Source organism: Bifidobacterium sp. ESL0784 (genome assembly GCF_029433295.1).
Classification (GTDB): domain Bacteria; phylum Actinomycetota; class Actinomycetes; order Actinomycetales; family Bifidobacteriaceae; genus Bifidobacterium.
Genome location: NZ_JAQTHV010000002.1, coordinates 279812 through 305790, shown reverse-complemented (window position 1 = coordinate 305790; position 25979 = coordinate 279812). Strand labels below are relative to the sequence as shown.

Sequence of the window (25979 nt, the reverse complement as noted above, 5' to 3'; positions counted from 1 at the left end):
TTCGAAGGGGGCAGCCATTATTCGTTTTTGTGCTTTTACCTGCCGGCGCTGGCTTTCATCAGGGCGTTGGTCAAGTACTTGCCGCCGGCCATCACATACGGCGCGTAACGGCGGCCGGGGGAGGGGCCCATGCGGCCGGAGGGGCCAGAGATGGAGATGGCGGCGATGACCTGGCCGGAGGAATTGCGGATTGGCGCGGAGACGGAACAGACGCCTTCCTCGCGTTCGTTGACGGAATCGGCCCAGCCGCGGCGGCGCACCGTCGCCAGCGTGGAAGTCGTGAATTTAGCGTGGCGTAGACCCTGATGCAATCGTTCGGAATCTTCCCAAGCGACAAGGATTTGTGCGGCGCTGCCAGCCTGCATTGAAAGCATGGCGCCCACGGGGATGGAATCATGCAGTCCGCTGGCCCGCTCGACGGCGGCAATGCACACGCGCTGGTCGCCTTGGCGGCGATAGATCTGAGCTGATTCGCCGGTACGATCCAGAAGGGTCTGGAGAATTGGCCCGGCGGCAGTGAGCAGGCGGTCTTCGCCGGCGGCGGTGGCCAGTTCGGCGAAACGCGATCCAAGAATAAAACGTCCGTGCTGGTCGCGCAGAACGAAACGATGACGTTCCAGCGCAATGGCCAGGCGGTGTGCGGTAGGTCGTGCAAGCCCTGTGGCTGCCACCAATTGTCCTAATGTGGAAGGTCCGCTTTCGAGGGCCTCAAGAATCTTGACTGTTTTATCGAGGACCCCGACCCCGGAATGAATCTCGTCATGAATAGGGGCGCGATTCGAATTTTGGGCAGCATTGCCGGTTGCTTGGGGCGCGCGTATATCCCGCGCCGCTTGGGGATCCTTTGATAGTGAGTCCATATATGTATATTATACAGTGGGGTCTATCATCTCATTCGTCTCACGATACGAAACAAAGATGTCCATATTGTTGACAAACGCCGATACTCGGAATTACACACTACCACAAAAATCCGCGCGGTGAAATATTGACGGGAAGCGGCCCGAAAACCGACGATAGGAGGTCGTATGGCAAGCACATTGGCTGAAAAAGTCTGGGCTGATCACCTGGTGCACCAAGGCAAAGACGGTGCCCCGGATCTGCTGTATATCGACCTCATGCTCATGCACGAGGTCACCAGTCCGCAGGCGTTCGAGGGCCTACGACTGGCCGGACGCAAGCCGCGCCACACCGACCTGCTGATCGCCACCGAGGACCACAACACGCCTACGGTCGACATTGACAAGCCCAATCCTGACGAGACCTCTGCCAAGCAGCTGAGCACGTTGGAGAAGAACTGCAAGGAATTCGGGGTGCTCCTGCATCCTCTGGGAGACGCCGATCAGGGTATCGTCCACGCCTTTGCGCCGAACCTTGGCCTGACGCAGCCTGGCATGACCATCGTCTGCGGCGATTCCCACACCTCCACGCACGGCGCGTTCGGGGCGCTCGCGTTCGGCATCGGCACTTCTGAGGTTGAACACGTCATGGCCACGCAGACCCTGTCGTTGAAGCCGTTCAAGACCATGGCCGTCAACGTCGAAGGCGAGTTGCCAAAGGGTGTTACCGCCAAGGATATTATTCTGGCCATTATTGCCAAGATTGGCATTGGCGGCGGGCAGGGACACGTTATCGAATATCGTGGTTCCGCAATTCGTTCGCTTTCGATGGACGCCCGCATGACCATCTGCAACATGTCTATCGAGGCGGGTGCCCGTGCGGGCATGATCGCCCCCGACGAGACCACCTTCGAGTACTTGAAGGGTCGCCCGTACGCGCCGACCGGCGAGATGTGGGACAAGGCCGTGGACTATTGGAAGACGCTCAAAACCGATGACGACGCGACCTTCGATAAGGAAGTCACCATCAACGCGGCCGACCTTTCGCCTTACGTCACTTGGGGTACCAACCCGGGTCAGGGCGCGCCGATTAACGCCGACGTTCCCGATCCGGCCGATATCGCCGACGCTGAGCAGCGTCAGGCGACCGAATCCGCGCTTGAGTACATGGGTCTGAAGCCGGGAACGCCGATTAAGTCGATTCCGGTGGACACCGTCTTCATCGGCTCCTGCACCAATGGCCGCATCGAGGACCTTCGTGCTGCCGCTTCGGTGATGAAGGGCCATCACAAGGCCGATTCCATCCATCGCGTGCTGGTCGTGCCGGCCTCGTCCCGCGCCCGCCTGCAGGCCGAGGACGAGGGACTTGACAAGATCTTCAAGGACTTCGGCGCGGAATGGCGCAACGCCGGCTGCTCGATGTGTCTGGGGATGAACCCGGACAAGCTCGTGCCCGGCGAACGTTCGGTTTCGACTTCGAACCGCAACTTCGAAGGCCGTCAGGGCAAGGGCGGACGCACGCACTTGGCCTCGCCGCTGGTCGCCGCCGCTACCGCCATTCGCGGTACGATTTCCAGCCCCGCCGACCTGTAATGTCCTTGACGATTCATTCGTCCTTTATATTAATTATCGGATTTTAGATTTCAGAAGGTTTATCGATTATGGAGAAACTTACGCAGGTCACCGGCGTCGGCGTCCCGCTTCGGCGTTCGAACGTCGACACCGATCAGATTATTCCGGCCGTCTTTTTGAAGCGTGTCACCAAGACAGGTTTCGACGATGCGCTGTTTTATGCGTGGCGGCGTGACCCGGACTTCATCCTCAACAAGCCCGAGTATCAGAACAAGGGCAAGATTCTGGTCGCCGGTCCCGATTTCGGTATCGGTTCGTCCCGCGAGCACGCAGTTTGGGCGCTGCACGACTATGGATTCCGCGTCATCATCAGCCCCCGTTTTGCAGACATTTTCTACGGCAACACCGCCAAGAACGGCGTGCTGGCCGCCATCATGCCCGAGGAAAGCGTCGAGCTGCTTTGGAAGCTGCTGGAAGAGGAACCTGGACGTGACATGACCGTCGATTTGAAGGAGCGCACTGTGACCTGCGGTGACGTCACCTTGCCCTTCGAGGTCAACGATTACACGCGCTGGCGCCTGATGAACGGATATGATGACATCGACCTGACACTGCAGCATGAGGACGCCATCGCCGACTACGAAAAGATGCGCGCCCAGCGCTTCCCATTCAAGCCCAAGACGTTGCCCGCCAAGCACGCCCCCGAGCAGCCCGTCAAGTCCGCGCGCCCGGTTGATGACTCTGATTGGCTGGGGCCGTTAAGCGCGTAGCCCTGTGGGCTACGAGTAGGCCCCGGGTCACTTCGCGATTCTCGAGCGAAGTGACAAAGAATTGAGTCCGCTTCGAAGAAGTGGTCAATAATTGCTGTTCCGGACCGTTAAAGGCGTAGCCCCGTGGGCTACGCCTAGGTCCCGCGTGGTTACGCGATTTTTCGAGCGGAACCACAAGGCATTGAGTCCGTTCCCGTAGGGGACGGACAAAAATTGCAGGGCTTGGGCCATTAGGGGCGAAGTAAATTTCCAATTCGGACATTTAAATTGGGCCCTTACCTTGGCAACATACCAAGGTAAGGGCCCAATTATATTCAGCTATATTTTGATATGTTTTAGAAGTTATAGCTCAACGCGATCTTGCCTTGCGGATGGTGGTTGACCGCGAATTCGATGGCGTCTGCGATGTCGGTGATGTCGAAAGTTTTGTCGATGAACGGCGTGATGGCCTTGTTTTCGGCGAGCTCTTTGATATAGGGATATTCCTTCTTCATCTGCGCGAACCCGATGCTGCGCAACGATTTGCCGGTGCCTTCGAAGCATTCCTTGCCGCGCTGCCTGGCCTCGCCTGACTGCTGCATGCCGCCTACGGGAATGTAGACGCCACCGTCCTTGAGTAGGGCACGGTACTGCTCAAGCGTTGCGTAGCCGTTGACGGCAAGAATGCAATCGTAGCGGTCACTTGATTTCGTGAAGTCTTCCTTGGTGTAATCGATTACTTTATCCGCACCGAACGAACGGACGAGATCGACGTTGTGGGTGCTGCATACCGCAGTCACCTTTGCGCCGAAGGCCTTGGCGACCTGCAGCGTGAACAGGCCGACACCACCAGTGGCGCCGTTGATCAGCACGCTCTGTCCCGGCTTGACATCTCCCAGACGCACTTCACTCAGCGCGACTTGCGCTGCGGCGGGCAACGTAGCCGCTTCCTCGAAGTTCAGGTTTGTCGGCTTCAGGTAAAGGTCGCCGTCATTGAGGACCGCATATTCTGCCCATGCGCCGATGAGCATCGGGGTGGCTCCGAACACCTCGTCGCCCGGCTTCACATCGACGACCTTGCTGCCGACTTCTTCGACGACGCCCGCGACGTCGACACCTAGAACCTTGCCCAGCGCGTGGATGACGTTCTCGTCCATGTTACGCATCATCGGGCTCATTTCCTTGCCCATCACCGGCTCGATGAAGCGCATGTAATCCGCGAGGTTTAGCGACGAGGCCTTGACGTTCACCAAGACCTGATTGTCTGCGATCGCGGGCTTGTCGATTTCCTCGACCTCGAGAGCGTCCTTGGACGCCCCGAATTGTGTATAGACGATGCCTTTCATGTGATGCCCCTTCGTTGACTCCGGCCCGATCTCATTGGTGTCTAGTTTCGTTTCGATCTATATCGGTCTGTGTTCGGCTTCCGATTATTACAGATTGATACATTATCGTATCCTGCATCTCTGACCCCTAACAGGAAGCAGACGGTACGCGATTGGGGAATGCTCAAGGCGGAAACGTTACTTCATGATTCCTTAATCGTTGTCCAGCTTGGGCTTATCCGACAATGCCAAAGTTTGTGAATCGGCCGCACAGATTTTATTTGCCAGGAAACGTATCGTAAAAAATGAGACGGCAATAATAAAGTCTGAATATTGGCTCGAAATGGCGGTTTAACGCCGTTTCGCAAGTTAAAACTATGCAAATTAGACAAGTCCGTTCGGCCCGGGGCGCATTTTCGCCCATGCTTCACTGATCCGCCACAACCGTTGTGGCACACTATGTGTAGTAAGATCGCTTAATAAAGGATCGACGAAAGAGGTTGATTTTGGCAGATACTACACAGGACGTCCTGCACGTCGAAGGCGGCAAACCCCTCAACGGCACCATCAAGGTCCGCGGCGCCAAGAATTTCGTAAGCAAGGCCATGGTTGCGGCTCTGCTCGCGCCCGGCGTTTCTGTTTTGAAAAACGTCCCCGAGATCCGCGACGTCCATGTCGTTTCCGACCTGCTGCGTCTGCACGGCGCCACCGTTGATTGGGACGATGCCAAGGGCACGCTGCGCATTGATGCGACCAACGTCCGTCTCGCCGACGTAGCCGACGTGGACACGCTTTCCGGCTCGTCGCGCATCCCGATCCTCTTTTCCGGCCCGCTGTTGCACCGTTTGGGCGAGGCGTTCATCCCGCAGCTCGGCGGGTGCAACATCGGCGGTCGGCCGATTGACTTCCATCTGGAGACGCTGCGTAAGCTTGGCGCCAACGTGGACAAGGAACACAGCGACGGCATCCATATCACCGCTCCCAACGGCCTGCATGGCGCGAAAATCCACCTTCCATACCCGTCTGTAGGTGCGACCGAGCAGACACTTCTGGCCGCGGTTCAGGCCGAAGGCAAGACGGAGCTTTCCGGCGCCGCCACCGAACCTGAGATCATGGACCTGGTCGCGGTCTTGCAGAAGATGGGCGCGATCATTTCCGTCGACGTCGACCGCACCTTCCGTATCGAGGGTGTCAAGGCGCTCAAGGGCTTCACCCACACCGCGCTGACCGATCGCATCGAAGCCGCTTCCTGGGCTTCGGCCGCGTTGGCGACCCACGGCGACATTTTCGTGAAAGGTGCCACCCAGCCTGAGATGATGACCTTCCTCAACGTCTATCGCAAAATCGGCGGCGAGTTCGACGTCACCGACGAGGGCATCCGTTTCTGGCATCCGGGCGGGGACCTGAAGCCCGTGGCTATCGAAACCGACGTGCACCCTGGTTTCATGACCGACTGGCAGCAGCCGCTCGTCGTCGCGCTGACCCAGGCCAACGGCCTGTCGATCGTGCACGAGACCGTCTACGAGAACCGTTTTGGCTTCACCAAGCCGCTGGTGCAGATGGGTGCGACCATCCAGCTCTACCGCGAATGCCTCGGCAGCCTGCCGTGCCGCTTCCAGCAGCGTAACTACAAGCATTCCGCCGTCATCTTTGGGCCCACGCCGCTTGAGGGCCGCGACATCGACGTGCCGGATCTGCGTGGCGGTTTCAGCCACCTCATTGCGGCGCTCGCGGCCTCGGGGCCGTCGAACGTGCAGGGCATCAGCCTCATCGACCGTGGTTATGCCGATTTCCGCGGCAAGCTCGCCGCCCTCGGTGCTGACTTCGACTGAGGTTCCGCACTTTTACCAGCTGTTGGCAATCTCCTCGTCAGGTAATCTGGCGGGGAGATTTTTTAGTGTTCCGATACTGTTTTTCGAAACAAAATTAAGTAATTTCGTCTCGAAAATCGTTATGCGGATACGTTTGGTGGTCATCGCTTCAAAAGACGGATTGCCTATCACAAGGTAAGATATTACGCAAATCGCAAATGCGTAGAGAAGCCGCTATCCCCACGTTGTACACAGAGTTATCCCCATGGTGTGGATAACTCTGTGTATTGTCCCCAGTGACACGCCCAAAATGTGGATAACATATTTTCTTATCCACAGATAAAAGCCCGTGCGTGTCATCGTGTGAGGTCGAAAGTGAAATGAACATTTTTGCTATGGTGTTGTAAGTTTTCCGAGGAAGGGCGCGCAAAACACTGTTTTTTTACGGTGTTTTGGTTAAGCTTGACGGCATGGCAGACGGAAAATCTTGGGACTCAACGCGCGCAGGCGGCGACTATAATCCGGGCAAGTTCAGTGCTGACACTTCGGCGAATAACGCAACATTGTTCGATCGTGTCCCTCCCCACGACGATGACGCGGAAATGGCAGTTTTGGGCGGCATGCTGATGAGCAAGGACGCCATCGGCGAAGTCTCGCAGCTCATCGACGTCTCTGATTTCTACCAGCCTAAGCACCAGACCATCTACGAGGCGATTATCACGCTGTTCTCCGCCTCGGAGCCCGTTGACGCGGTGCTCGTTGCCAACGCGCTTCTGAAAGACGGCAACCTTGAAAAAGTGGGTGGTGCCGATTACCTGCATAGCCTCGTAGCCTCTGTGCCCACGGCCGCAAACGCGACGTATTACGCCGAGATCGTCCACCAACGTGCTATCCTGCGCAACGTCATTGCCGCCGGCACGAAAATCGCCCAGCTTGGTTATTCTGCGGAAGGATCGCAGGCCGAGGATGTGGTGAACCTAGCTCAGTCCGAGGTCTACGAGATGAGCGTAGGCAAGGTGCGTCAGGATTATGAGGCCATCGGTCCTGTCGTCCACGACGCGCTTGACCAACTCGATGCTCTGCAGAACGGGACTATTGAAAAGGGCGTGCCCACAGGCTTCAAGGGCATTGACGATGAGACACAAGGTTTGCAGCCCGGCCAGATGATCGTGGTCGCAGGCCGCCCGGCGATGGGCAAGTCCACGCTCGGCGTGGATTTCGCACGTTCGGCGGCGCTGCACAATAATCTGACCACCGTCATCTTCTCACTTGAGATGAGCAAAACCGAACTCGCGCAACGTATCATCTCCGCCGAAACCGGTATCCCGCTGGTCGCCCTGCGCCGCGCGGACAACGACAGCCTGACCCCGGAACGCTGGAACACGTTGAACGACTTCTGGACGGCCATGCAGAATGCGCCGCTCTTCCTCGATGACAGCCCGAACATGAGCCTGATGGAAATCCGTGCGAAGTGCCGCCGCCTGAAGCAGACGAACGATCTCAAGCTGGTCATCATCGATTACCTGCAGCTGATGAGCTCCGGCAAGCAGGAGGAAAGCCGTCAGCAGGAGGTCTCCGGCTTCTCGCGTGCCCTGAAGCTTCTGGCCAAGGAACTTGAGGTGCCTGTGGTCGCGCTTTCCCAGCTCAACCGTGGCCCTGAAATGCGTAACGACAAGAAGCCGCAGCTCGCGGATTTGCGTGAATCCGGTTCCATCGAGCAGGACGCCGACGTGGTCTTCCTCGTCCATCGTCCCGATTTCTACAACGAAGAGGACCGACCCGGCGAAGCCGACATCATCCTCGCCAAGCACCGCAACGGCAAAACCGGCACGTTCCCGCTCGCCTTCCAGGGCGAGTACTCGCGCTTCCGCGATATGCCGCAGGATTTCAACCAGGGGGTCTGATGCACGCAATATCGCCAATGGGCCTTCAAAGGATTGTTCGATCAGTGTTTATACAAGGTCGGTGAATGATGAATATTCCGGATACCGACAATATCAAGGCAGCCGACCGCGCCGATAATAAGGAACGTGACATGCGCAACGAAACTTCAACGCCGCGCAAGCCATGGAACGCGTTCGCCACGCCGACCATCGGCAAGACTGTTCGTAGTCTTTCCCGTTTGCTGCATCATGGGGGCAGTGCGTTGCCCGGTGAAGTGGTCGAGAAGATCGATCCCGGTTTTTTGGCGCGTACGCTTGGCCAATTGCCTTATGGGGTTGTTTTGGTTTCGGGCACGAACGGCAAGACCACGACCACCCGCATGATTGCCTCAATGCTCAAAGACCTCAATCTCAAGGTGTTCACCAACCCGACTGGTTCGAACTTCACGCGTGGCGTGGTTTCGGCGCTGCTTACCGAGGTTTCCGCTTCCGGCAAGTTGGATGCGGATATCGCGGTCCTTGAGCTTGACGAGGCGTATGCGGTGCATTTCGTCCATCAGGTCAAGCCGCGTTATAGCTTGCTGCTGAACGTCATGCGCGACCAGCTCGACCGGTTCGGAGAAATCGACAACACCGCCCGGCTTCTGAGCAAGGTCGCGCAGGCGACTACCGGAACAGTGGTCTTGAACCGCGAGGATCGGCGCATTGCGGCGCTCGCGAACGTGACACCGGAAAATACGCAAGTTCGTTATTTCGGCCTTTCCGACGAATTGCGCAGGCTGTTCCCCTCCGATGACGACATGCATGCCGGCGATCTGACCGCCGCCGAAAAAGCCGCAGCAAAAGTGGAGGGCGTCAATACGGCGTTGGCTAGTGCCGTCGCGCCTGTAGCAGCCTTCCGCTCGGGCGGCGACACCGGTAAGAAAACCTCTGAAAATACGGTCGATTTGCAAGGCCCGGATACAACTTCTACGTCGATGACAGCAAAAGCATCCGATAGCCAAACCGGCGCTGTAAAGTCGCATGACATATTCGATTCCGAAGGCAATAGGATTATCCCCAAGCTCGACGCGAGGGAGACGGTTTCCGACTCCTCGGCCATGACTGATTCTCTGGCGTCAAAGCGCCTTGCGGACGTGGTGTTGAATCGCGTGGGTGACCACGAGGCGGAATTCGTGATGGACGATGCCGAATTCGAGACGAAAGTCCAGCTCGAAGGTGTCTATAACCTTTTTAATGCGGCCGCGGCGCTTGCCGTGGTTCGTGCAGTAACCGGAGAAATCAAGAATGCGAACGTTACCCTGCCCAGAGCGCGCGATGAGCGGCTGATGCGGGCGCTTTCGCATGTCACTCCCGCATTCGGGCGCGGCGAGGTTATCAAGGTCGACGGTGCGCCGGTCGAATTGCTCTTGGTCAAGAACCCGATGGGCTTCAGGATGTCGCTGGCCAGCTTTGCGCCCGCTGGTCACGACACGATGATTGTTATTAATGACGAATATGCCGACGGACGCGATATGAGCTGGCTTTGGGATGTCGATTTCACCTCGTTGCGTGGCACGGGTGTTGAAATGGTTTCAGGCGTGCGTGCTTGGGATATGGCATTAAGGTTGGAATACGAAGGTGTCAAAGTCGCGCAAACCAACACGAACGTCGAAGAGGCCGTCCGCAAGTTCGTCACGGCCGATCCCGGCACGCCGAAACATATTTACTGCACCTATACCGCGATGCTCAAGGTGCGATCGGAACTTGGCAAATATGCCAAAGTCGCCGACGCCGGAGTAGGGAAGTGAACGCCATGACCGAAAACGATAACGCAACGAAACCCGCACAGGCCGCTCGTCCCATCGATGTCATGTCCATCTATCCGAAAGATATGAACATCTACGGTGACTGGGGCAACGTGCTCACCATCAAGCGCCGGCTCGCGCTATACGGCTATGAACCGGTCATCCACGCCTACAACCAGGGCGACCCGTGGCCGGAGCACGTCGACATGATCCTCGGCGGCGGCGGACAGGACAATGGCCAGAAGAAGATTTCCGAAGACTTTTTCAAGCGGGCGGATATCCTGCGCAAGTTGGCACAAGATGACGTGCCGATGTTGATGATCTGCGGCATGTACCAGCTGTTTGGTGAGTATTTCGAAACCATTGACGGTACCAAGCTCGACGGCATCGGCATTTTCGAGGTCTATACCGAGGGCCGCGAAACCCGCATGATCGGCAACCTCCTGGAACATTCCGACCAGTTCGGCGATGTCATCGGCTACGAGAACCATTCCGGCCAGACCTTCCTGCGCGAGGGCGTGAAGCCGTTCGGCCACGTCGACCACGAGGGATGGGGCAACAACGGTAAAGACGGTACGGAAGGTGCTTGCGTTCACAACGTTATCGGAACTTATATGCACGGACCGTTGCTGCCGAAGAATCCCGAGGTTTCGGACTTCCTCATTCGCGCTGCCACCACCCATCGCTACGGTGAGTTCCAGCCCCAGCAAAGCGGCGCTCAGAAAGCCGAGCTCGCCCACATTGACGAACTCGCCGCCAACGCCCGCCGCGTCGCCTCCTCAAGGCCGCGGTGACAAATCATTATGCGAGTAAAGCACGAATCGAGGAAATCCCGATTCGCAGATTAAATCAGGATTTTTGTTCATACGCTGTTTTATTCTCCGAAGATGTCTGTGGTGTAGCCGTCCCATCCTTGCGACCACATGTTTTGATGGATGAGCTGGTTGGTGTGGCAGTTGCGGAAGGTGATCTGCATGTCCCAGTCGCCCTTGCCGCCTTTGAGGTAGTAGTTGAGCCCGTAGCATTGGGGGAGGGTGATGGCCATGTTGGATTCGATGAGTGGTTTGACGTTGCGGTCGAGCCAGAGAGTCTGTTCTCGTCCGTCGGTGGAGACTTCCTGCCGGTAGTCGGATCCGTCGTGGTGGAATTCGGCGATGCCGTTTTTGATGTAGTCGTCGTTGCCCTTGATGAGTCTGTCGACTTGTTTCTGGGTGACGACGATGACGATGTCGCCGTTCTTCTTGGCATAGACATCCGTATAGTCTTCTGGAACGAGTCGTTGCTTCATGTCATTGGCATAATGTTTAGGTGTTTCATCATTACCTGTGAAGTTTTTTACGAAGCTCGCCGGGTAGGTGATTTCCTGTGTTGCAGGTTTCGTGGGCTGTTGATTAGTTCCGCATCCCATTAACGACACAGAAAGAAGAAGCGTCATCACCGCTATCAGGATGGACCTTAGCTGTAGCCTTCTGTGTCGTAGTTTCATGATTATGCCGCCAAAATTAAATCCACGACCGCAACTTCTGCTGGCGTCGCTACCTCGTTGCCCAACCCTACCGTCAAAACCTCACTGACCACTACTATGCCTGCTGTGGCAATAGTGGTCATTTTCTTCCAAATCATTTCCTCTATCTGAAAAGGCTTTGCCTCTGCCCAGTACGTAATCGTCGTCGATAACCAGATTGCCTTGTGTCTGCGCCATCACCATTCTCCTCTCGCGTGCATTGCAGCTTTCTTGGCTTCCTGCTGCGCCTCCCACTGTTCTTCTGCCACGACTCGTTGCAAATGGTTTACCTGATCGGCGCGATAGCTTTCGGCGCTGGCGATGCTTCGTTGAAGATCGCCGATTTCCTCTTCGGCCCTTTGAATGCCGCGATTCACGCTTTGCACACCTTCGGAATATGCTCCCGCCACATTGTTGGGTTCGTTGCCGAACAATATGGAGCCCATGGCATTGCTGTAGCCAACCGCGCAATGGCAGTTGGCACAATCCTGCCAGATTTTGTTGAAGCCGCCTTGGCGTCGGCCTTGTTCGTTCAGAAAGCTGTTTTGCTTATAGGAGACGTAAGAGAGCAGCTTGCGAAGACGGTTGAGGTTCTGCTTGGCAGCGTTGAGCTGACCTGACAAATCGGAAATGCGTTGATCCGTGCGCGCTATATCGACGCGCAGGTTGTCCGAATACGGCATTATGGCCTCCCCGGATAGCCATGGTTACTTATATGTTGTCATTTTATAGCATTATATAATAACCAATATTGTCATATTCGATTGTTGGGATGGCAAATCAAGCCGACAGGCTGGCCTTGCCGCGTTCGTAATATTCCATCGAATATGGCTGGCCGAGGATGCTGAAAGTGCCGTTTTCATAGCGCAGTTTGGTGGTCGCTGTGTTGTTCGGGCCGGTGAAATCAAGCGTCTGATCGAGCGTGAAGAGGAACTGACGGATACTCAGGCCGGAGCTGACGACCAATACGTTGCCACCGCCGCGCTTGGCCTCCGCCTCACCGATCTTGGTCATTGCCCGCGTCATGCGCCTGCGTACGTCCTCAGAGGTTTCCGCGCGAACACTGGCGTCAAGGGTGGTATCGAGCACGTTCTTTGCGTCCAGATCGTGCCAGGCATCTTGGATATCCAGATTGATTTTCGTGCCGCGATCGGCAAGGCCGGCCTCGAGCGTCGGATAGCCGAGATAATTGGCTCCGGCCAGATTCGTCTCTTTGCCGGAGCGTCCCTCGAAGCTGCCGAAATTATCCTCGCGCAGATCCGGGTCGCGTATGAGCTTGACGTTTCCGTTGCCGGAGTACTCGAGCGCGCCCTGGGCGGTATGGTAGTGGCGTGGCAGCGAACCGGAATAGGCTGCGTCGAAAACGATGCCTTTGAGGCCCAGTCCGAAGCACTTGATGATGTCGCGCCCGTGCTGGGTCACTGGGAAATCGGACCATCCCTGCATAAGCCCCATCACGTTTGAAGTGGTTTCGGTATGTCTGGTCAGATAGATGATTGTCGGTTTCATTGCCCTTTGCTTCCTTCATTGACTGCTACCTCAAGGTTATACGCAGTGATGATTTTTGGTTTTTCAAGCAGAATCCGTTTGAAACAAGCGAAAAGGTAACGAAGATTTCGTCGCCGGCCGTCATTGGCTGCGATGATTGCGGTTCGTTATGAAACAAAGCTATAGAGCAAAACGTATGATAAATAATAGTATTAAGGCGCGCTTGCCAACCTGCATTTTTGGTTGACAGACGCGCCTTAATACTATGTGGTCTTTTACTTCACCCTCTTGATGAGGATGGCGGCGACGGCCGAAATGACGGTCATCGCGATTGCGACCGGGAACACCATGGTGTAGCCGCCGCTGACGGCGACGATGGTCGAGGTGAAGACCGAGCCGATGGCCTGGCCTGCACATGTGGCGATGTTGATGAAGCCGAGATCCTTGCCAGCGTTCTCCTTGTTGGGCAGCACGTCGACGTTCAGCGCCTGGTCGATGGCCGAATACATGCCGTAACCGAATCCGGCGACACCCGCGAAGAGCAGCATACCGGTGGGAGTGGGGATGAACCAAGCCAGCGCGATGCCGATGGCATAGAGCGCACAGGCGAAGATGATCGGCGGCTTACGGCGTTTGATGATGTCGGAAATCGGGCCGGAAAGGAAGGTCGCGATCAGCGAGACGATCATGGTGATGATGGACATCGTGGCGATGACGGCGCCCGCCTGCGTCTTGGTCTGGCCGATACGGTCCTCGAGAATATAAAGCTGGTAGGCGGTGATCATCTGATAGGCGATGAGCAGACCGGTACGGCAGATGAAAGCCTTCCAGAAATCAGAGGCGCCCTTGATCGGCGGGGTGAAGGCGTGGACGATGACCTTCCAGACCGGTTCGCTGTTCTTGGGGGTATCGAGGTTGGAATGCTCGCGGGGGAGGATAGCCATGGAGATCCAGCCTGCGGCAAGCAGCATGACGCCGGAGATGACGAAGCCGAGCCGAGTGCTGGCCACGAACTGAGCTGCCAGCAGGTTGCCGAGGCCCTGTCCGATGACGGCGCCGCCGCCGAATGCCGCGGAGGCCGTGCCGCGGTCCTTCTCGGGAACGCGGTCGGAGAGAATCGCCGTGATGGGCGCGATCATCATGTTCAGACCGATCAGCGAGATGCAGTAGGCGATGCCCACTCCTACTCCCATGGTCGGCAGGCCTGTCATGTAAAAGCAGATGCCGCAGATGACGGCGCCGGAAACGATCCATGGCGTACGACGGCCGAAGCGTGAGCGGGTGCGGTCGGACATGCTGCCGATGAAGACGTTGATGAACATGGAGATCACTGCGCCAACGCCGTTGATTACGCCGAGCGTGGCGCTCGGGTTGGCGACGCCGATGTCTTTGAGGCGCTGCGGCATCAGCGTGCTGCCGACCATGGTGAAGCCGACGTAAAGCAACGTGTTATAGACGAACATGCCGATGATATAACGTGCCGATTCAAAGCGGGGGCGTGCATCTTTCTGCCCGTTTTCCGGATTCGACGTCGTAGCGGCTTGATTTGTAGCTGTGGTCATGATAGTTGTTTCGTCCTTTACTTACAGTTTCATCCACACTGAAGTGTCCTGCGGCAGCTTGCCGTCTGCAGTAAGCGGGCTGGAGCTTAGCAGCACTTCTCCTTCGGGCAGAGTCATCGGGGTCGCGCTGAAGTTGGTGATGTTCGTCCAACCGTTGGCACGCTGGTAGGCGATGGAGCCGCCGAGATTGCCGTCGGCGCCGTCGTGGGCGTCGGTCTGGTGGTCATAGTCGTTGAGCCAGGTCAGGCTGGTGTCGGGCGTCTGCAGCTCGTGGCGCAGTTTCAGCACGCGGCGATAATGCGAGAGCATGGAATCGTCGTTGGCCTCTTCGCTGTCCACCGCGTAGTCGGAGAACCAAGCGGGCTGCGGCAGATGCGGCTTTTCGGCATCGCTGCCGTCGGTCTGCTTGGCCGGGGAGAAGCCGAACGTGCTTGCTTCAGCCTGCCACGGAAGCGGCACACGGCAACCGTCGCGGCCCTTCTTGGTGAGGTCCCGACGAGTGCCGAAGGCCCACGGGTCTTCGAGCTCGTCCCACGGGATGTCGGCAACTTCGAAAAGCCCGAGTTCCTCGCCCTGATAGACGTATGCCGAGCCTGGCAGTGCCATTTCCAACATGACAGCGGCGCGGGCGCGCTTGGTGCCCAGTTCACGGTTTTCGTGGTAGGTGGTGCCGTTGCGCAGCAGCCAATCGTTGGCTACGGCATGGTAAAGACCATTGTCGGTCTTGATCTGCGGCAGTGCATAACGCGAGGCGCTGCGTGGCACGTCATGGTTGCCCATCACCCAAGTAGAGGTGGAACCGTTGGTGCGTGCGGCCGAGGCGATGCCGTCCTCGATGGCCTCGTGCATTTCGTCGCGCAGCCAGTTGCATTCGGCGAACTTGAAGTTGAAGACCTGTCCGAGCTCGTCCGGGCGGGCGTAGAGGTACTGGCGCGAAGCTGGAACCCAGGCCTCCGCAACGGCAAAGCGGGCGGGCGTGTACTTATCGAAGACCTCACTGCGCCATTCGCGGAAGATCTCGTGCACTTCGTCACGGTCGTAGACCGGGTGGCTGCCGTCCTCGACGGTGATGTGCATGGCGTCGACGTCGTAGTTGTCGAGGTCGTCACGGTCGAGGTCCTTGGCCAAGCCTTCGGCCACATCCACACGGAAGCCGTCGGTGCCGTGATCGCACCAGAATTTCAGAGTCTTGAGGAAGTCGTCGCGCACTTCGCGGTTGTCCCAGTTGAAGTCGGGCTGTTCCTTGGCGAACAGATGGAGATACCACTGGCCGTCGGGCACACGGGTCCAGGCGGAACCGCCGAAGTTGGCGATCCACTTGGTCGGTGGCTCATCGCCGTTCGGGCCTTTGCCGTCGCGGAAGATGTAGCGGTTGCGGGCGGCGGAGCCAGGCTCGGAATTCAGCGCCTCCTGGAACCACGGATGCAGGCGGGAGGAATGGTTCGGCACGATATCGACGACCACCTTGATGCCGGCCTCGTGTGCCGCGGCGACCATGGCGTCGAAATCGTCCATCGTGCCCAAGCGTGGGTCTACATTGCGGTAATCCTGCACGTCGTAGCCGCCGTCGGCCAATTCGGAAGGATAGAAGGGGGAGAGCCACACCGCATCGATGCCGAGAGCCTTGAGATAGTCCATCTTGCCGGTGATGCCCTTGAGGTCGCCCAGGCCGGAACCGGTCGAATCCTTGAAGCTTCTGGGATAAATCTGATAGACCACCGCCTGCTTCCACCAAAGGTCCGCGTTTGTAAAAGCGCTGTCATTTTTAGTGAGATTACTTGTTTCCGCCATGACTACTCCTTTATAGTTTCTGAGTTATTCTCGCTGAATATCAGCAATAATCTCATTATCGTGATGAAATTATAAACAACAGAAGTAATAATAGCGCTTGCATTTAAATTGTCAAGCCAAAGAATAAATCCGAGATAGATAACAAAATCACAAAAATATTCGTCGTAATCGGCGAAAAATCAAGGATCTTCGTCTTGATGAAGTAATGCAAGCGCTGTTATTTAAGGTCATAACAAGATAGGCAAACATAGATGGAGGTTTACGGAAGGTTGCGTCTCGAACGATGACCTTCGTCGATGAACCCGGCTTAACTTAAGCGAAAACCTCAACGATTCGTTGCCGTTTCCCGGCCACGCTTACCGATAGAATTGAATCGGCTCGGCAACGGGAAGGTTCACATGGCGAGGATTACACTTCATGACGTCGCTTTGGAGGCGGGCGTCTCCGACTCGACGGTTTCCAGGGCGCTTCGTGGGCTTGACAAGGTCGACGAGGGAACGCGTATCAAAGTCAAGAACGCCGCGAAGAAGCTGCGCTTTTCGTTCTCCCGTAACGCATCTTCACTTGCCAGCGGTAAGACGATGAGACTGGCGTTGCTGTTTTCGGACGCGCTGAATACCTGGTTCGATTCCTCGGTGCTGCAAGGGGCTTATGAGGTTCTGTCTCCTGAGGGATACGACATCATCCCCAGCACGGTGAGCACGCATTCTGAGCTTGATTCCTTCCTTGAACGGCTTCCTTTCGACGACAACGTCGATGGCGTCATCGTCTGCTCGATCAACTTGGACTCCAAGCAATCCGGAATCCTCAAAAAACTGACCATTCCGGTGGTCGGTTTGGACTCGCGCACAATCGACGGCTTTGACGCCTCGGTTCTGCTCGATGACGACAAGGCGATGGGGGAAGCGGTAGGTCTGTTGAAGAATCTTGGACATCGGTGTATCGCATTCGTCGGCTGGCCGGTTCCCGGGGATTTTCAATTCAGTACGCAGCTGAGGAGTGAAGCGTTTATGAGGGCCGCCAAGCAGCTGGGATTCGAAAATCGTTTGGTCAGCCGCATCGATCTGGGGAAAATGAGTGATTATCGTTCTTCTGCAGATGCGCTTTCGGCGGCGGCTGCGCAATTGCTCGCCTCGGATCCGCGCCCTACCGCGATTTGCGTGGAAACGGATGGATTCGCTGTACCATTGATGGCGGAATTGGAAAAATTCGGGGTCCGCGTTCCGCAGGACATGTCGGTAATCGGTTTTGACGACAACGATGTCGCCGCCGCCGTCAACATGACGACGATTCATCAGAGTCCTGTGGAGATGTCGCGGCTTGCGGCGCGCAAGGTACTTGCGTTGATGCGCGGCGAAACGTTGGAACAGCCCCATTCCAAGCTCAACCCGATGCTTATGCTGCGTAAAACGACGGGTCCTGTGCGGCAGTAAACCATGAATGCCGGTTTTATTGCGGGCTTTCCATGTTTCCCGATGGCATAATCGCCTGGTCTTTTGTATCAAGGATTGTCATTCCGAGTGTTTCATGGGCTAAATTAGTAGTACGGGTATCACCGCTAACGAAAGAGGAATCATGGCTGATTACAAACTGGGTGACGGGCTGCGCACCGTATTTCTGGCAGGCATCGGAGCACTTGCGACCACCGCTGAAAAGGGGCAGGAACTCGTCGACGAACTGGTCAAGAAGGGCGAGCTGACGGTGGAGCAGGGCAGGACGCTCAACACCGAGCTCAAACACAAGGCGCAGGAAGTCAAAGACGACATGAAAGCCGGGAACGCCAAGGATGAGGCGAAGGCCAGCGAGTCGGCTGCCGACAAGTCCGATGAAGACGACAACAAAGCCGAGTAAGTCGTACGCTCGTCGATTTGATTTCAGGTGACAATGGCCGATACAGTGCGCAATGCCGCGTTGAAGGGTGATTATGCCCAAAAAGAGGCGGTAAAGGACGATAAGGCCGAAACCGACTTCGAGAAATCAGCTGTGAAAGCGGATGCCGGCGCAGCCGAACCAAAATCGGCGGCAGCATCCTCAAGTTCGGAATCGAAGGCGAATGCAGATAACGTTGCCAAGGACGATAACGTTTCTGGAATCGGAACAGCTGGTAATGCCGAGACTCCCGACAATGCCGACAATGTCGAGAACACTGACAAGGCCCTCGAGGATACCGACGAGATCAGTCTGTTCGGACGACGTCGTGAATCGTTTGCGCAACGTTACCATCTGACCCGTCGCGGGAAAGCCAAGCGTCTTGGCCAGATTCTGCGCATCATGAGCCAATTCGACATCACCAAGGGACTCACGCCCCGTAAGATGCGGCTGATGCTGGAGGCGCTCGGCCCCACCTTCGTCAAAGTCGGGCAGATGCTTTCGATGCGTTCCGAGATTCTGCCACAGCAATATTGCGATGAACTGGCGAAGCTGCGCGCCGACGCCGACCCGATGCCATATCAGACCGTCGTCGAGACGTTGGAGCAGGAATACAAGCGGCCGGTGGATGAGATTTTCGTGGACATCGACCCCAAGCCGTTGGGTTCCGCTTCGCTGGCCCAAGTCCATCGCGCCACCCTGGTCACCGGCGAGGACGTGGCCGTGAAGGTTCAGCGTCCGAATGTGCGGCAGACGATGGCTCAGGATGTCTCCATCATGCGTTCGATCGCCAAGGCAGCCACGAAATTCATGGGTTCCAGCATGCAGGTCGTCGATTTGGGCGGAGTGGTCGAGGAGCTTTGGGACACCTTCGAGGATGAGACCGACTTTTTGATGGAAGCCCGGCATCTTGCGGAATTCAAGCGTTTCTGTGAACCATACCGCTATATGGACTGCCCGAAGCCGTATATGGATCTGTGCACCCAGCACGTTGTGGTGATGGATTATATCGAGGGCATTTCGCTCAACCATACCGACAAGCTCATCGCGGAAGGCTATGACCTGAAGGAAATCGGCACCAAGCTGGTCGACAACTACGCGGCGCAGATTCTCGACAACGGCTTCTTCCATGCCGACCCGCACCCGGGCAACGTCATCATCGCGGACGGCAAAATCGTACTGATTGATCTGGGGATGGTAGGCCGTCTCGACCGCAAGACCCGAGGGCTCTTGCGGCAGATGATTTTCGCCGTCGGCAAGCAGGATTCGCCGGCGCTTGCCGACGGGCTGCTGCGCTTCGCCGACGTCCAGCCAGATTCCGAGGATTATCCTCATCTTTTGAGGGATCTTGACGTCATCGTCGAGGAATACGGCAAAGTCGATCTGGCCGACCTCAACATCGCGGAATTCGCGATGGCGCTGACCAATCTCGCACAGCGTCACGGCATCGAGGTTCCCTCGACCATCACCACGATGAGCCGTGCGCTGGTCACGCTCGAAGGTCTGCTTGACGAGTTCATCCCCGACGTCAACATGATTGAGATCATCACCAATCACGCCGCCAGAAGCAAACGCTTGGATGAAGTCGCCGAGGACGAAATCAAGGCGTTTGGCATCGAAGGCAACAAGGCTCTGCACGGTTCGCTCGACGCGCTCGCCGAAAGCAAGATTGCCATGCGCATGCTGACTCGTGGACAGCTGCGGATGAATATGGAAATCGTGGGCAGTGAGGAGCCGCTGAAGCAGATCTCCGACATGACCAATCGCCTGACGATGGCCCTGATTGTGGTCGGACTGTTCGTCGGTTCGTCCATTGTGTATTACGCAGGAATGAAACCCATCGTTTTCGGTATCCCCGTGGTTGGCTTCATGGGCTACGTCATCGCTTTCATTCTGAGCGTCTGGATCGTTTTCGACATTTATTTCAAAGGTCGCAAAGCCAAGAAGGCCGCCAAAAACAAGTAGTGTGAGAATATTTTTCTCTGTACGAATCCGGTAAATTAATGGGTCGCATCTGATTGCGGTTGAGATAAAAAAGAAAGCCTTTCCGGAAAATTGTTCGGAAAGGCTTTCTGATATATATGAATTCCACTCAGTCGATGAGGCCGTAGAGACGGTCTCCGGCGTCACCGAGACCGGGGACGATGTAGCCATGCTCGTTCAGGTGGTCGTCAACGCCGCAGACCACAACTTTCAGGTTGATGCTGGGGTCGAGGGTCTCCTCGACGCGCTTCAAGCCTTCGGGGGCGGCGATGATGTTGATGGAAGTGATGTCCTTTGCGCCGCGCTCGATCAGGTAGTGCGTGGCCGCGATGGTGGTGCCGCCGGTGGCGAGCATCGGGTCTAAGAGGAAGACTTGACGGCCGGTAAGGTCTTCAGGCAGACGGTTTGCGTAAGTGATGATGTCGAGGGTGTCCTCGTCGCGGCGCATGCCGAGGAATCCTACCTCGGCGGTCGGCAGAAGCTTGGTCATACCGTCGAGCATGCCAAGGCCGGCACGCAGGATCGGCACCACCATCGGGCGCGGGGAAGCGAGGTGCTTGCCGGTCATCTTACAGATCGGGGTCTCGATGTCCTTGTCGACCACGTCGAGGTTGCGCGTCGCTTCGTAGGCCTCGAGGGTGACGAGCTCGCTGACGAGCTCGCGGAAGATGTTGGAGGGTGTGTTCTTGTCCCGCAGAACGGTGAGCTTATGCTCGACCAGCGGGTGATCCAAAACTTGAAGTTCCATACCTCCAAGGATATGCCCAGCCATGGTTTTTTGAAAATCGAAAACGCGAATAGGCAATCGGTCCGCGATATGACGTCGAAAAAGAAAAGTAAAACGCTGAACCGTGAAAGCGCCTGTCGGCGCGAACGCCGCTCGCAGCGGCAAAAAATGAAGCCCGGGGCTTAAGCACGGTCCAGCGCGTCTCCCAAGTATAACGGGTCATCCTGCGTTTACACGCCGAGCGCGTAAAGTATGGTTTTGGCCGGGCCCCATGGCGCTGGGTTACTCCAGCTTCCGCATAGGACCACTGGACTACTTTGATTTGTCCCGATGCGCTTCGCGCCGGGTTACTCCAGCTTTCCTTGACGCCAGAGGCTGGCTCCGTGACGGAAATCCGCGGAAGTCGTCATGAGATTGCTGCCGGTGTGGAGCAATCGTGCGGCGACGGTACGTGGATCATTGGATGCGGGACCTGCTGAACTCGCTGGGCCTTTGCCTGCACGATAACGGTCGTCCGCATCATGCAAAGCGGAATTGTAACGGTTGGCGGCGGGCTCGTTACGGTCGGTGTCGCCGTAAGCCGTGCCGCGGTTGTCGTTATCGTTGCCGTTTTGTGTATCTGAATGATCCGAGGCCTCGTCGGCAACCTGTTGCGCTGCCTCAGCGGCCTCCGCTGCTTCGACCTCACGCTGCAAATCGCGCATATGCGCTTCGCGACGGGCAGCTTGTTCCGCTTCGACTTTGCGCGCCTGGCCGGTCAGCATTTTCGCTCGAATCGCGAGACCTTTGGCGATGACATCGATGAAGGCGGAAGCGCGTTCGAGCGCGACAGCGAAATCACCTGTAAAAGCGCCGGAGAGTATCGAATCCGCGGTATGCACGATGTCTTCGGCGGTAGGCGGAGTGTCGACGCCGGCGATGGCCGAAGCCGCAGTATCTTCTGGCTCGGCGATACGATACAGGCTAGCCAACGATCGTTGGTTCTTGCGCATCCAAGTGCGCAGCAGATATAGCCGCCAGAGGATACCCGGCAGGGAATCCGGCTCCGACCTGCTCCAAAGCTCCGCGATGATATCGACGCCTTCGCGGTCGACTAACGTGAGCACGCGCTCGACGATTTGCGGGTCCTGCGTATGGTGGACTCGGTCGAGCATGGCCTGCGCCGAGGCGTGGCTCATCTCGTTGATTTCCTCCGGATCCATGCCGCCGGCCATTTTCTCGGTCAAAGCCGGGTCGAGCTGGGCAGGACGGGCCGGGCGCGAAGAGCCCGTTCTTGCGGGTGCAAAGCCGGGGTGGGCGGAATTGACAGAGCCTGAACTGTAATGCACTGGGTTAGTAGACAACTGGAGCCATTCTTTGGATATCGATGATACGCGGGCCTTCCGCGTCTTTCACGATAAATAATGCTACTGCATTACCTGTCGGCATGTAAGGTGACTTAGCGATAAGCTGTTTGGCCAGCGATTTCGAGGCGCACATGGTCCGCAGATGCTCGAAAATCCCGCCGATGACGGGCCGGTGCATGCAGATCGCGGTCGTACGACTATATTGCTTGGGCGTGCTTTCATCTTCGGGAGTCGTTGTTTCGGCTTCGTTTGGAGTCTGGCCGTTGACGGCATCTTCCTTATTGGTCGTATCTGAATTCTTGCTATGCTTATTTCCTTCGGCGTTGTCATCTGGCTTACCGGCAGGATCGGCGTTATCGCTGATCCTGACCACGGCTTTGGTGCCGGCTCGTACGGCGCGATTGGCTGCGGCTGTGGCATCGGTGTCGGTGGACAAATCGTCAATGACGTCAGCAACGCATTGCCACGCTGCGTCGGGGTCCGCCGCGAAGGCGTCCTCGGTAAGTGCAGGCAGTTGCGTGATTTCAAGTCCCGTATGCCAGGCGTAGGGTTCCAGTGTTTCCATGCAACGCAGCCAGGGGGAGGAGGCGAGCTTTTGCGGTGCATAGCAGCCCAACTCCTGGTTCAGGGCGAAACTCGCCGCCGCGCCGCGGGGAATGATGGGGCGGTTCGCATCGGTTCCGTTCCAACGCTTGCGGGCCACGGCTTTGCTGTGACGGACGATAATCAGTTTCTGCGCCTGAAGTGCGCCTTCCTGGATACGGTCGACGAATTGGTCGAGGATATCACGGTCGTGCGGGTGCGAGAGCAGCTTGCGGGCCTGTGGAATAGTGAGCCACCGGACTTCGTCGATTTCGCTGGTTTTTGCGGGCCTGATGGTGCCTACTGCCTGCTCTTGGCTTTTTGCGGCTTCTGCTGAAATCGGGTGTGCCATCCAGTAGACGACATGCTTGGTATAGATGGTGCCGGTTTTGCTACCGGTTTTGCCGTGCTTTGAATTCTTGCCCTCGCTGTTAAGGGGATATTCGACTTCGCCGATGCTTGGGCCCAACGCCACCGGGACACCGGTTTCCTCTTCCATCTCGCGTATCGCCGCGTGACGGAAGGATTCATGTTCTTCGAGTTTGCCTTTCGGCCAGCTCCAATCGTCGTATTTCGGACGATGCACCAGGCAGACTTCCAACTGCGTGATGATGGCGCGGAAGTGGATTTCCGCTTGCGTCAATGGCAGTTTGTGTTTCTGCCGTTTGCGTTTGCTGGTGCTGTGGGACGCGCGATCTTCAGCGAATTTGGTCGCTTTTTCCGCTCGCGCGTCGACACCTGTGGCAATGCCATCGGCAATCCAGCGGTAGGGTATGCCCCCCGCCGATTCAACGACATGTGAAGGTTTAATCTCGGAGGTCATCTACCGCTCGCTTTTCCATGGTTATTTTCGGCCGCGTTGGTGGGTCTTGATCAGCAGTTCCTGGCAATCGACCAGAGGCTTGCCGTCCTTATCGTGCGAATGGCGAATATAGGTGCCGTCCTGCTGCATATGCCACGACGAAGTGGTATCGGCCATCTGCAGATCGACATACTTGATCAGGGAAGTGATTTCCTCGGGGTCGGTGATGCGCACCAAGGCTTCTACGCGACGGTCGAGATTGCGGTGCATCAGATCGGCCGAGCCGATCCAGACTTCCGGGCCGGAGGCCGGGCCTTCGCCAATCTGTGGACCCGCGGAATTCGCGAAGGCGTAGATGCGGCTGTGCTCGAGGAAACGACCGAGGATTGAATGGACACGAATGTTCTCGCTCAAGCCGGGAACCCCGGGCTTCAGGCCGCATATACCGCGTACGATGAGATCGATTTTCACTCCGGCCTGGCTGGCACGGTAGAGGGCATCGATAGTCTTTTCATCGACGATGGAGTTGACCTTGATCTTGATCCAGGATTCGTGGCCCGCACGCGCTGCGTCCTCTTCGCGGCGAATGCGCTGGATGAGGCCGCTGCGGCATGTGCGTGGAGCGACCAGCAAACGATGGAAGCTGGAACGCGGCGCATAGCCGGAAAGCTGGTTGAACAGGCGCGTCAGGTCCTGCCCCACCACCGGGTCGCAGGTCAGCAGGCCGAGATCGGTGTACTGGCGGGCGGTCTTCGGGTTGTAATTGCCCGTGCCGACGTGGCAGTAGCGGCGTAGGCCTTCCGCCTCCTGACGCACGACCAGAGAAAGCTTGCAGTGTGTCTTCAGACCCACGATGCCATAGACGACATGGACACCTGCACGTTCGAGCTTGCGGGCCCATGCGATATTGGCATCCTCATCGAAACGTGCCTTGATTTCGACCAGCGCCAGGACCTGTTTGCCTGCGTGCGCCGCGTCGACCAGTGCGTCGATGATCGGCGAATTGCTGGAGGTGCGGTAGAGCGTCTGCTTGATGGCCAACACTCTCGGGTCGGCCGCGGCCTGGGCCAAGAAGGCCTGCACCGAAGTCGAGAACGAATCGTAGGGGTGGTGCAGCAGGATGTCGCGCTCGCGGATGGCGGCGAAGATGTCCTGCGCACGGCTTGATTCGACCGTGGCGATTTGCCGGTTGGTGGTCGGGATGAACGGTTTGTTCTTGAGATCCGGCCGGTCGATGTCCTGCAGCTCGAACATGAGTTTCATATCGAGCGGTGCGGGCAGACGGAAGATTTCATCCTCACTGACGCGCAGGCGGCGTGCCAGAAGCTGGGAGAGGAACGGGCTGGTGGCATCGCTGATCTCAAGGCGGATCGGCGGTCCGAAACGACGGCGCAGCAGTTCCTTTTCCATCGCGTTCAACAGGTTTTCGGCATCATCTTCTTCGACGTCGATGTCCTCGTTGCGGGTGACACGGAACGAACGTGCCTCCTTGATGATCATGCCGGGGAACAGCGATTCCAGGTGGGCGATGATGAGGTTCTCCATGGTGATGAAGCCATAGCGTTCCTCGCGGCTTTCCTCGTCGGTCAGGTCGTCGACGGGAACCAAGCGGTTGAGATTATCGGGAACCTTGACACGGGCGAAATGCGTCTTGCCGCTGTTCGGGTTCTCCACCAAAACGGCAAGGTTCAGGGAGCCGCCGGAAATATAGGGGAACGGGTGGGCGGGATCGAAGGCGAGCGGTGTCAAGACCGGGAAGACCTGCTGGCGGTAATACCGTGAAAGCCGTTCCTGCTCGGCGCTGGTGAGCCGGTCCCAGCTCAGAAGCACGATATGTTCCTTCGCCAATTCGGGAAGAATGTGTTTGATGGCCTCGTTGGCATGCTCGGCTTGCAGTTCGTGTGCGGTCTCGCTGATCGAACGCAGTTGCTGGCGCGGGCTCAGGCCCGAGGCCGACGTCACGGCGATGCCGGTGTCGATACGGCGTTTGAGGCCGGCGACGCGCACCATGAAGTACTCGTCGAGATTCGAGGCGAAGATGCCTGCGAAATTGGCGCGTTCCAGCAATGGGACCTCGGGGTCCTCCGCCATCTCGAGCACGCGTTTGTTGAATTTGAGCCAGCTGAGTTCACGGTCAAAATAACGGTCTGCGGGCAGCTGCTGCTCTTCCGGCAGCGCCTTGCGCTTGTCGTTCTTCTCGGTTTCGGCGATGTGCTCGGCAATCTGGCTGCGGAGCAGCGCCTTCGAGGGTGCGTCAAAAATCTGTGCCATATCCCTACTCTAAGCATTGCCATAGAGCTATGGAAGCAAAGAAACGCTGAATTCATCGTATTGTGGATAACTAATTTTTAACACATCG

The 25979-nt window shown here is 57.2% G+C and carries 21 protein-coding genes; 9 read left to right on the top strand and 12 right to left on the bottom strand.

Annotated elements, in window-relative coordinates; all coding sequences use genetic code 11:
* Positions 1 to 35: 35 nt before the first annotated feature.
* The gene (locus PT279_RS03810) at positions 36 to 767 is read right to left on the bottom strand and encodes an IclR family transcriptional regulator (RefSeq protein WP_348519369.1); all 732 of its coding nucleotides are present in this window, start codon (positions 765 to 767) and stop codon (positions 36 to 38) included.
* 261 nt (positions 768 to 1028) lie between these two features.
* Between PT279_RS03810 and leuC the strand changes: the two genes are divergently transcribed.
* Both leuC and leuD read left to right on the top strand, forming a co-directional pair.
* Entirely contained in the window at positions 1029 to 2432 is a 1404-nt protein-coding gene (gene leuC / locus PT279_RS03805) for a 3-isopropylmalate dehydratase large subunit (protein WP_277165617.1), read from the top strand.
* A gap of 68 nt (positions 2433 to 2500) precedes the next feature.
* Complete coding sequence (leuD, locus tag PT279_RS03800; RefSeq protein WP_277165615.1) at positions 2501 to 3181, top strand: 3-isopropylmalate dehydratase small subunit; 681 nt, start codon at positions 2501 to 2503, stop codon at positions 3179 to 3181.
* A gap of 335 nt (positions 3182 to 3516) precedes the next feature.
* Here the strand turns inward: leuD and PT279_RS03795 are convergent, their stop codons facing one another.
* A complete protein-coding gene (locus PT279_RS03795) occupies positions 3517 to 4506 on the bottom strand; it encodes an NAD(P)-dependent alcohol dehydrogenase (protein ID WP_277165613.1) in 990 nt (329 codons plus the stop codon).
* A gap of 485 nt (positions 4507 to 4991) precedes the next feature.
* Between PT279_RS03795 and murA the strand changes: the two genes are divergently transcribed.
* The 4 genes from murA (at position 4992) to PT279_RS03775 (ending at position 10760) form a co-directional block, all read left to right on the top strand.
* On the top strand, positions 4992 to 6317 hold the full coding sequence (gene murA, locus PT279_RS03790) for a UDP-N-acetylglucosamine 1-carboxyvinyltransferase (protein ID WP_277165611.1): 1326 nt from the start codon (positions 4992 to 4994) through the stop codon (positions 6315 to 6317).
* A 449-nt stretch (positions 6318 to 6766) separates the two neighbouring features.
* Positions 6767 to 8200 (top strand): replicative DNA helicase, encoded by a 1434-nt coding sequence (gene dnaB, locus PT279_RS03785; RefSeq protein ID WP_277165609.1) that lies wholly within the window; start codon positions 6767 to 6769, stop codon positions 8198 to 8200.
* 131 nt (positions 8201 to 8331) lie between these two features.
* Positions 8332 to 9969, top strand: a complete 1638-nt coding sequence (locus PT279_RS03780) for a Mur ligase family protein (RefSeq protein ID WP_277165941.1) — start codon at positions 8332 to 8334, stop codon at positions 9967 to 9969.
* Positions 9970 to 9974: 5 nt separating this feature from the next.
* Positions 9975 to 10760 (top strand): glutamine amidotransferase, encoded by a 786-nt coding sequence (locus PT279_RS03775; protein ID WP_277165607.1) that lies wholly within the window; start codon positions 9975 to 9977, stop codon positions 10758 to 10760.
* A gap of 80 nt (positions 10761 to 10840) precedes the next feature.
* Here the strand turns inward: PT279_RS03775 and PT279_RS03770 are convergent, their stop codons facing one another.
* From PT279_RS03770 to PT279_RS03745, 6 genes are all read right to left on the bottom strand, one after another.
* Positions 10841 to 11254 carry a hypothetical protein gene (locus PT279_RS03770; RefSeq protein ID WP_277165605.1) on the bottom strand — a complete coding sequence of 138 codons (414 nt, stop codon included), beginning with the start codon at positions 11252 to 11254 and terminating at the stop codon, positions 10841 to 10843.
* Between the two features lie 279 nt (positions 11255 to 11533).
* Positions 11534 to 11668, bottom strand: a complete 135-nt coding sequence (locus PT279_RS03765) for a hypothetical protein (RefSeq protein ID WP_277165603.1) — start codon at positions 11666 to 11668, stop codon at positions 11534 to 11536.
* Positions 11668 to 12153 (bottom strand): hypothetical protein, encoded by a 486-nt coding sequence (locus PT279_RS03760; RefSeq protein ID WP_277165601.1) that lies wholly within the window; start codon positions 12151 to 12153, stop codon positions 11668 to 11670. Before PT279_RS03760 ends, PT279_RS03765 begins: the two co-directional genes overlap by 1 nt.
* Before the next feature lie 97 nt (positions 12154 to 12250).
* Positions 12251 to 12979, bottom strand: coding sequence for a histidine phosphatase family protein (locus PT279_RS03755; protein WP_277165600.1), 729 nt, complete (start codon positions 12977 to 12979; stop codon positions 12251 to 12253).
* A 254-nt stretch (positions 12980 to 13233) separates the two neighbouring features.
* Positions 13234 to 14520, bottom strand: a complete 1287-nt coding sequence (locus tag PT279_RS03750) for an MFS transporter (RefSeq protein WP_277165598.1) — start codon at positions 14518 to 14520, stop codon at positions 13234 to 13236.
* 21 nt (positions 14521 to 14541) lie between these two features.
* Complete coding sequence (locus tag PT279_RS03745; protein WP_277165596.1) at positions 14542 to 16311, bottom strand: glycoside hydrolase family 13 protein; 1770 nt, start codon at positions 16309 to 16311, stop codon at positions 14542 to 14544.
* 398 nt (positions 16312 to 16709) lie between these two features.
* On the opposite strand from PT279_RS03745, the gene PT279_RS03740 reads away from it, so the two are divergent.
* The 3 genes from PT279_RS03740 to PT279_RS03730 all read left to right on the top strand — a co-directional run bounded on the left by PT279_RS03740 (position 16710) and on the right by PT279_RS03730 (position 20145).
* Positions 16710 to 17744: a LacI family DNA-binding transcriptional regulator gene (locus tag PT279_RS03740; RefSeq protein WP_277165594.1), complete on the top strand. Its 1035-nt coding sequence runs from the start codon at positions 16710 to 16712 to the stop codon at positions 17742 to 17744.
* A 142-nt stretch (positions 17745 to 17886) separates the two neighbouring features.
* Positions 17887 to 18162 carry a phasin family protein gene (locus tag PT279_RS03735; protein ID WP_277165592.1) on the top strand — a complete coding sequence of 92 codons (276 nt, stop codon included), beginning with the start codon at positions 17887 to 17889 and terminating at the stop codon, positions 18160 to 18162.
* Between the two features lie 33 nt (positions 18163 to 18195).
* The gene (locus PT279_RS03730) at positions 18196 to 20145 is read left to right on the top strand and encodes an AarF/UbiB family protein (RefSeq protein ID WP_277165590.1); all 1950 of its coding nucleotides are present in this window, start codon (positions 18196 to 18198) and stop codon (positions 20143 to 20145) included.
* Positions 20146 to 20272: 127 nt separating this feature from the next.
* Here PT279_RS03730 and upp read toward each other — a convergent pair whose 3' ends face one another.
* The 4 genes from upp to PT279_RS03710 all read right to left on the bottom strand — a co-directional run bounded on the left by upp (position 20273) and on the right by PT279_RS03710 (position 25891).
* The gene (gene upp / locus PT279_RS03725) at positions 20273 to 20911 is read right to left on the bottom strand and encodes a uracil phosphoribosyltransferase (RefSeq protein ID WP_277165588.1); all 639 of its coding nucleotides are present in this window, start codon (positions 20909 to 20911) and stop codon (positions 20273 to 20275) included.
* Between the two features lie 326 nt (positions 20912 to 21237).
* Positions 21238 to 22233, bottom strand: a complete 996-nt coding sequence (locus tag PT279_RS09265) for a hypothetical protein (RefSeq protein WP_348519365.1) — start codon at positions 22231 to 22233, stop codon at positions 21238 to 21240.
* Entirely contained in the window at positions 22223 to 23641 is a 1419-nt protein-coding gene (locus PT279_RS03715; protein ID WP_277165586.1) for an NUDIX hydrolase, read from the bottom strand. Before PT279_RS03715 ends, PT279_RS09265 begins: the two co-directional genes overlap by 11 nt.
* 21 nt (positions 23642 to 23662) lie before the next feature.
* Positions 23663 to 25891 (bottom strand): RNA degradosome polyphosphate kinase, encoded by a 2229-nt coding sequence (locus PT279_RS03710; protein ID WP_277165584.1) that lies wholly within the window; start codon positions 25889 to 25891, stop codon positions 23663 to 23665.
* Positions 25892 to 25979 lie beyond the last annotated feature (88 nt).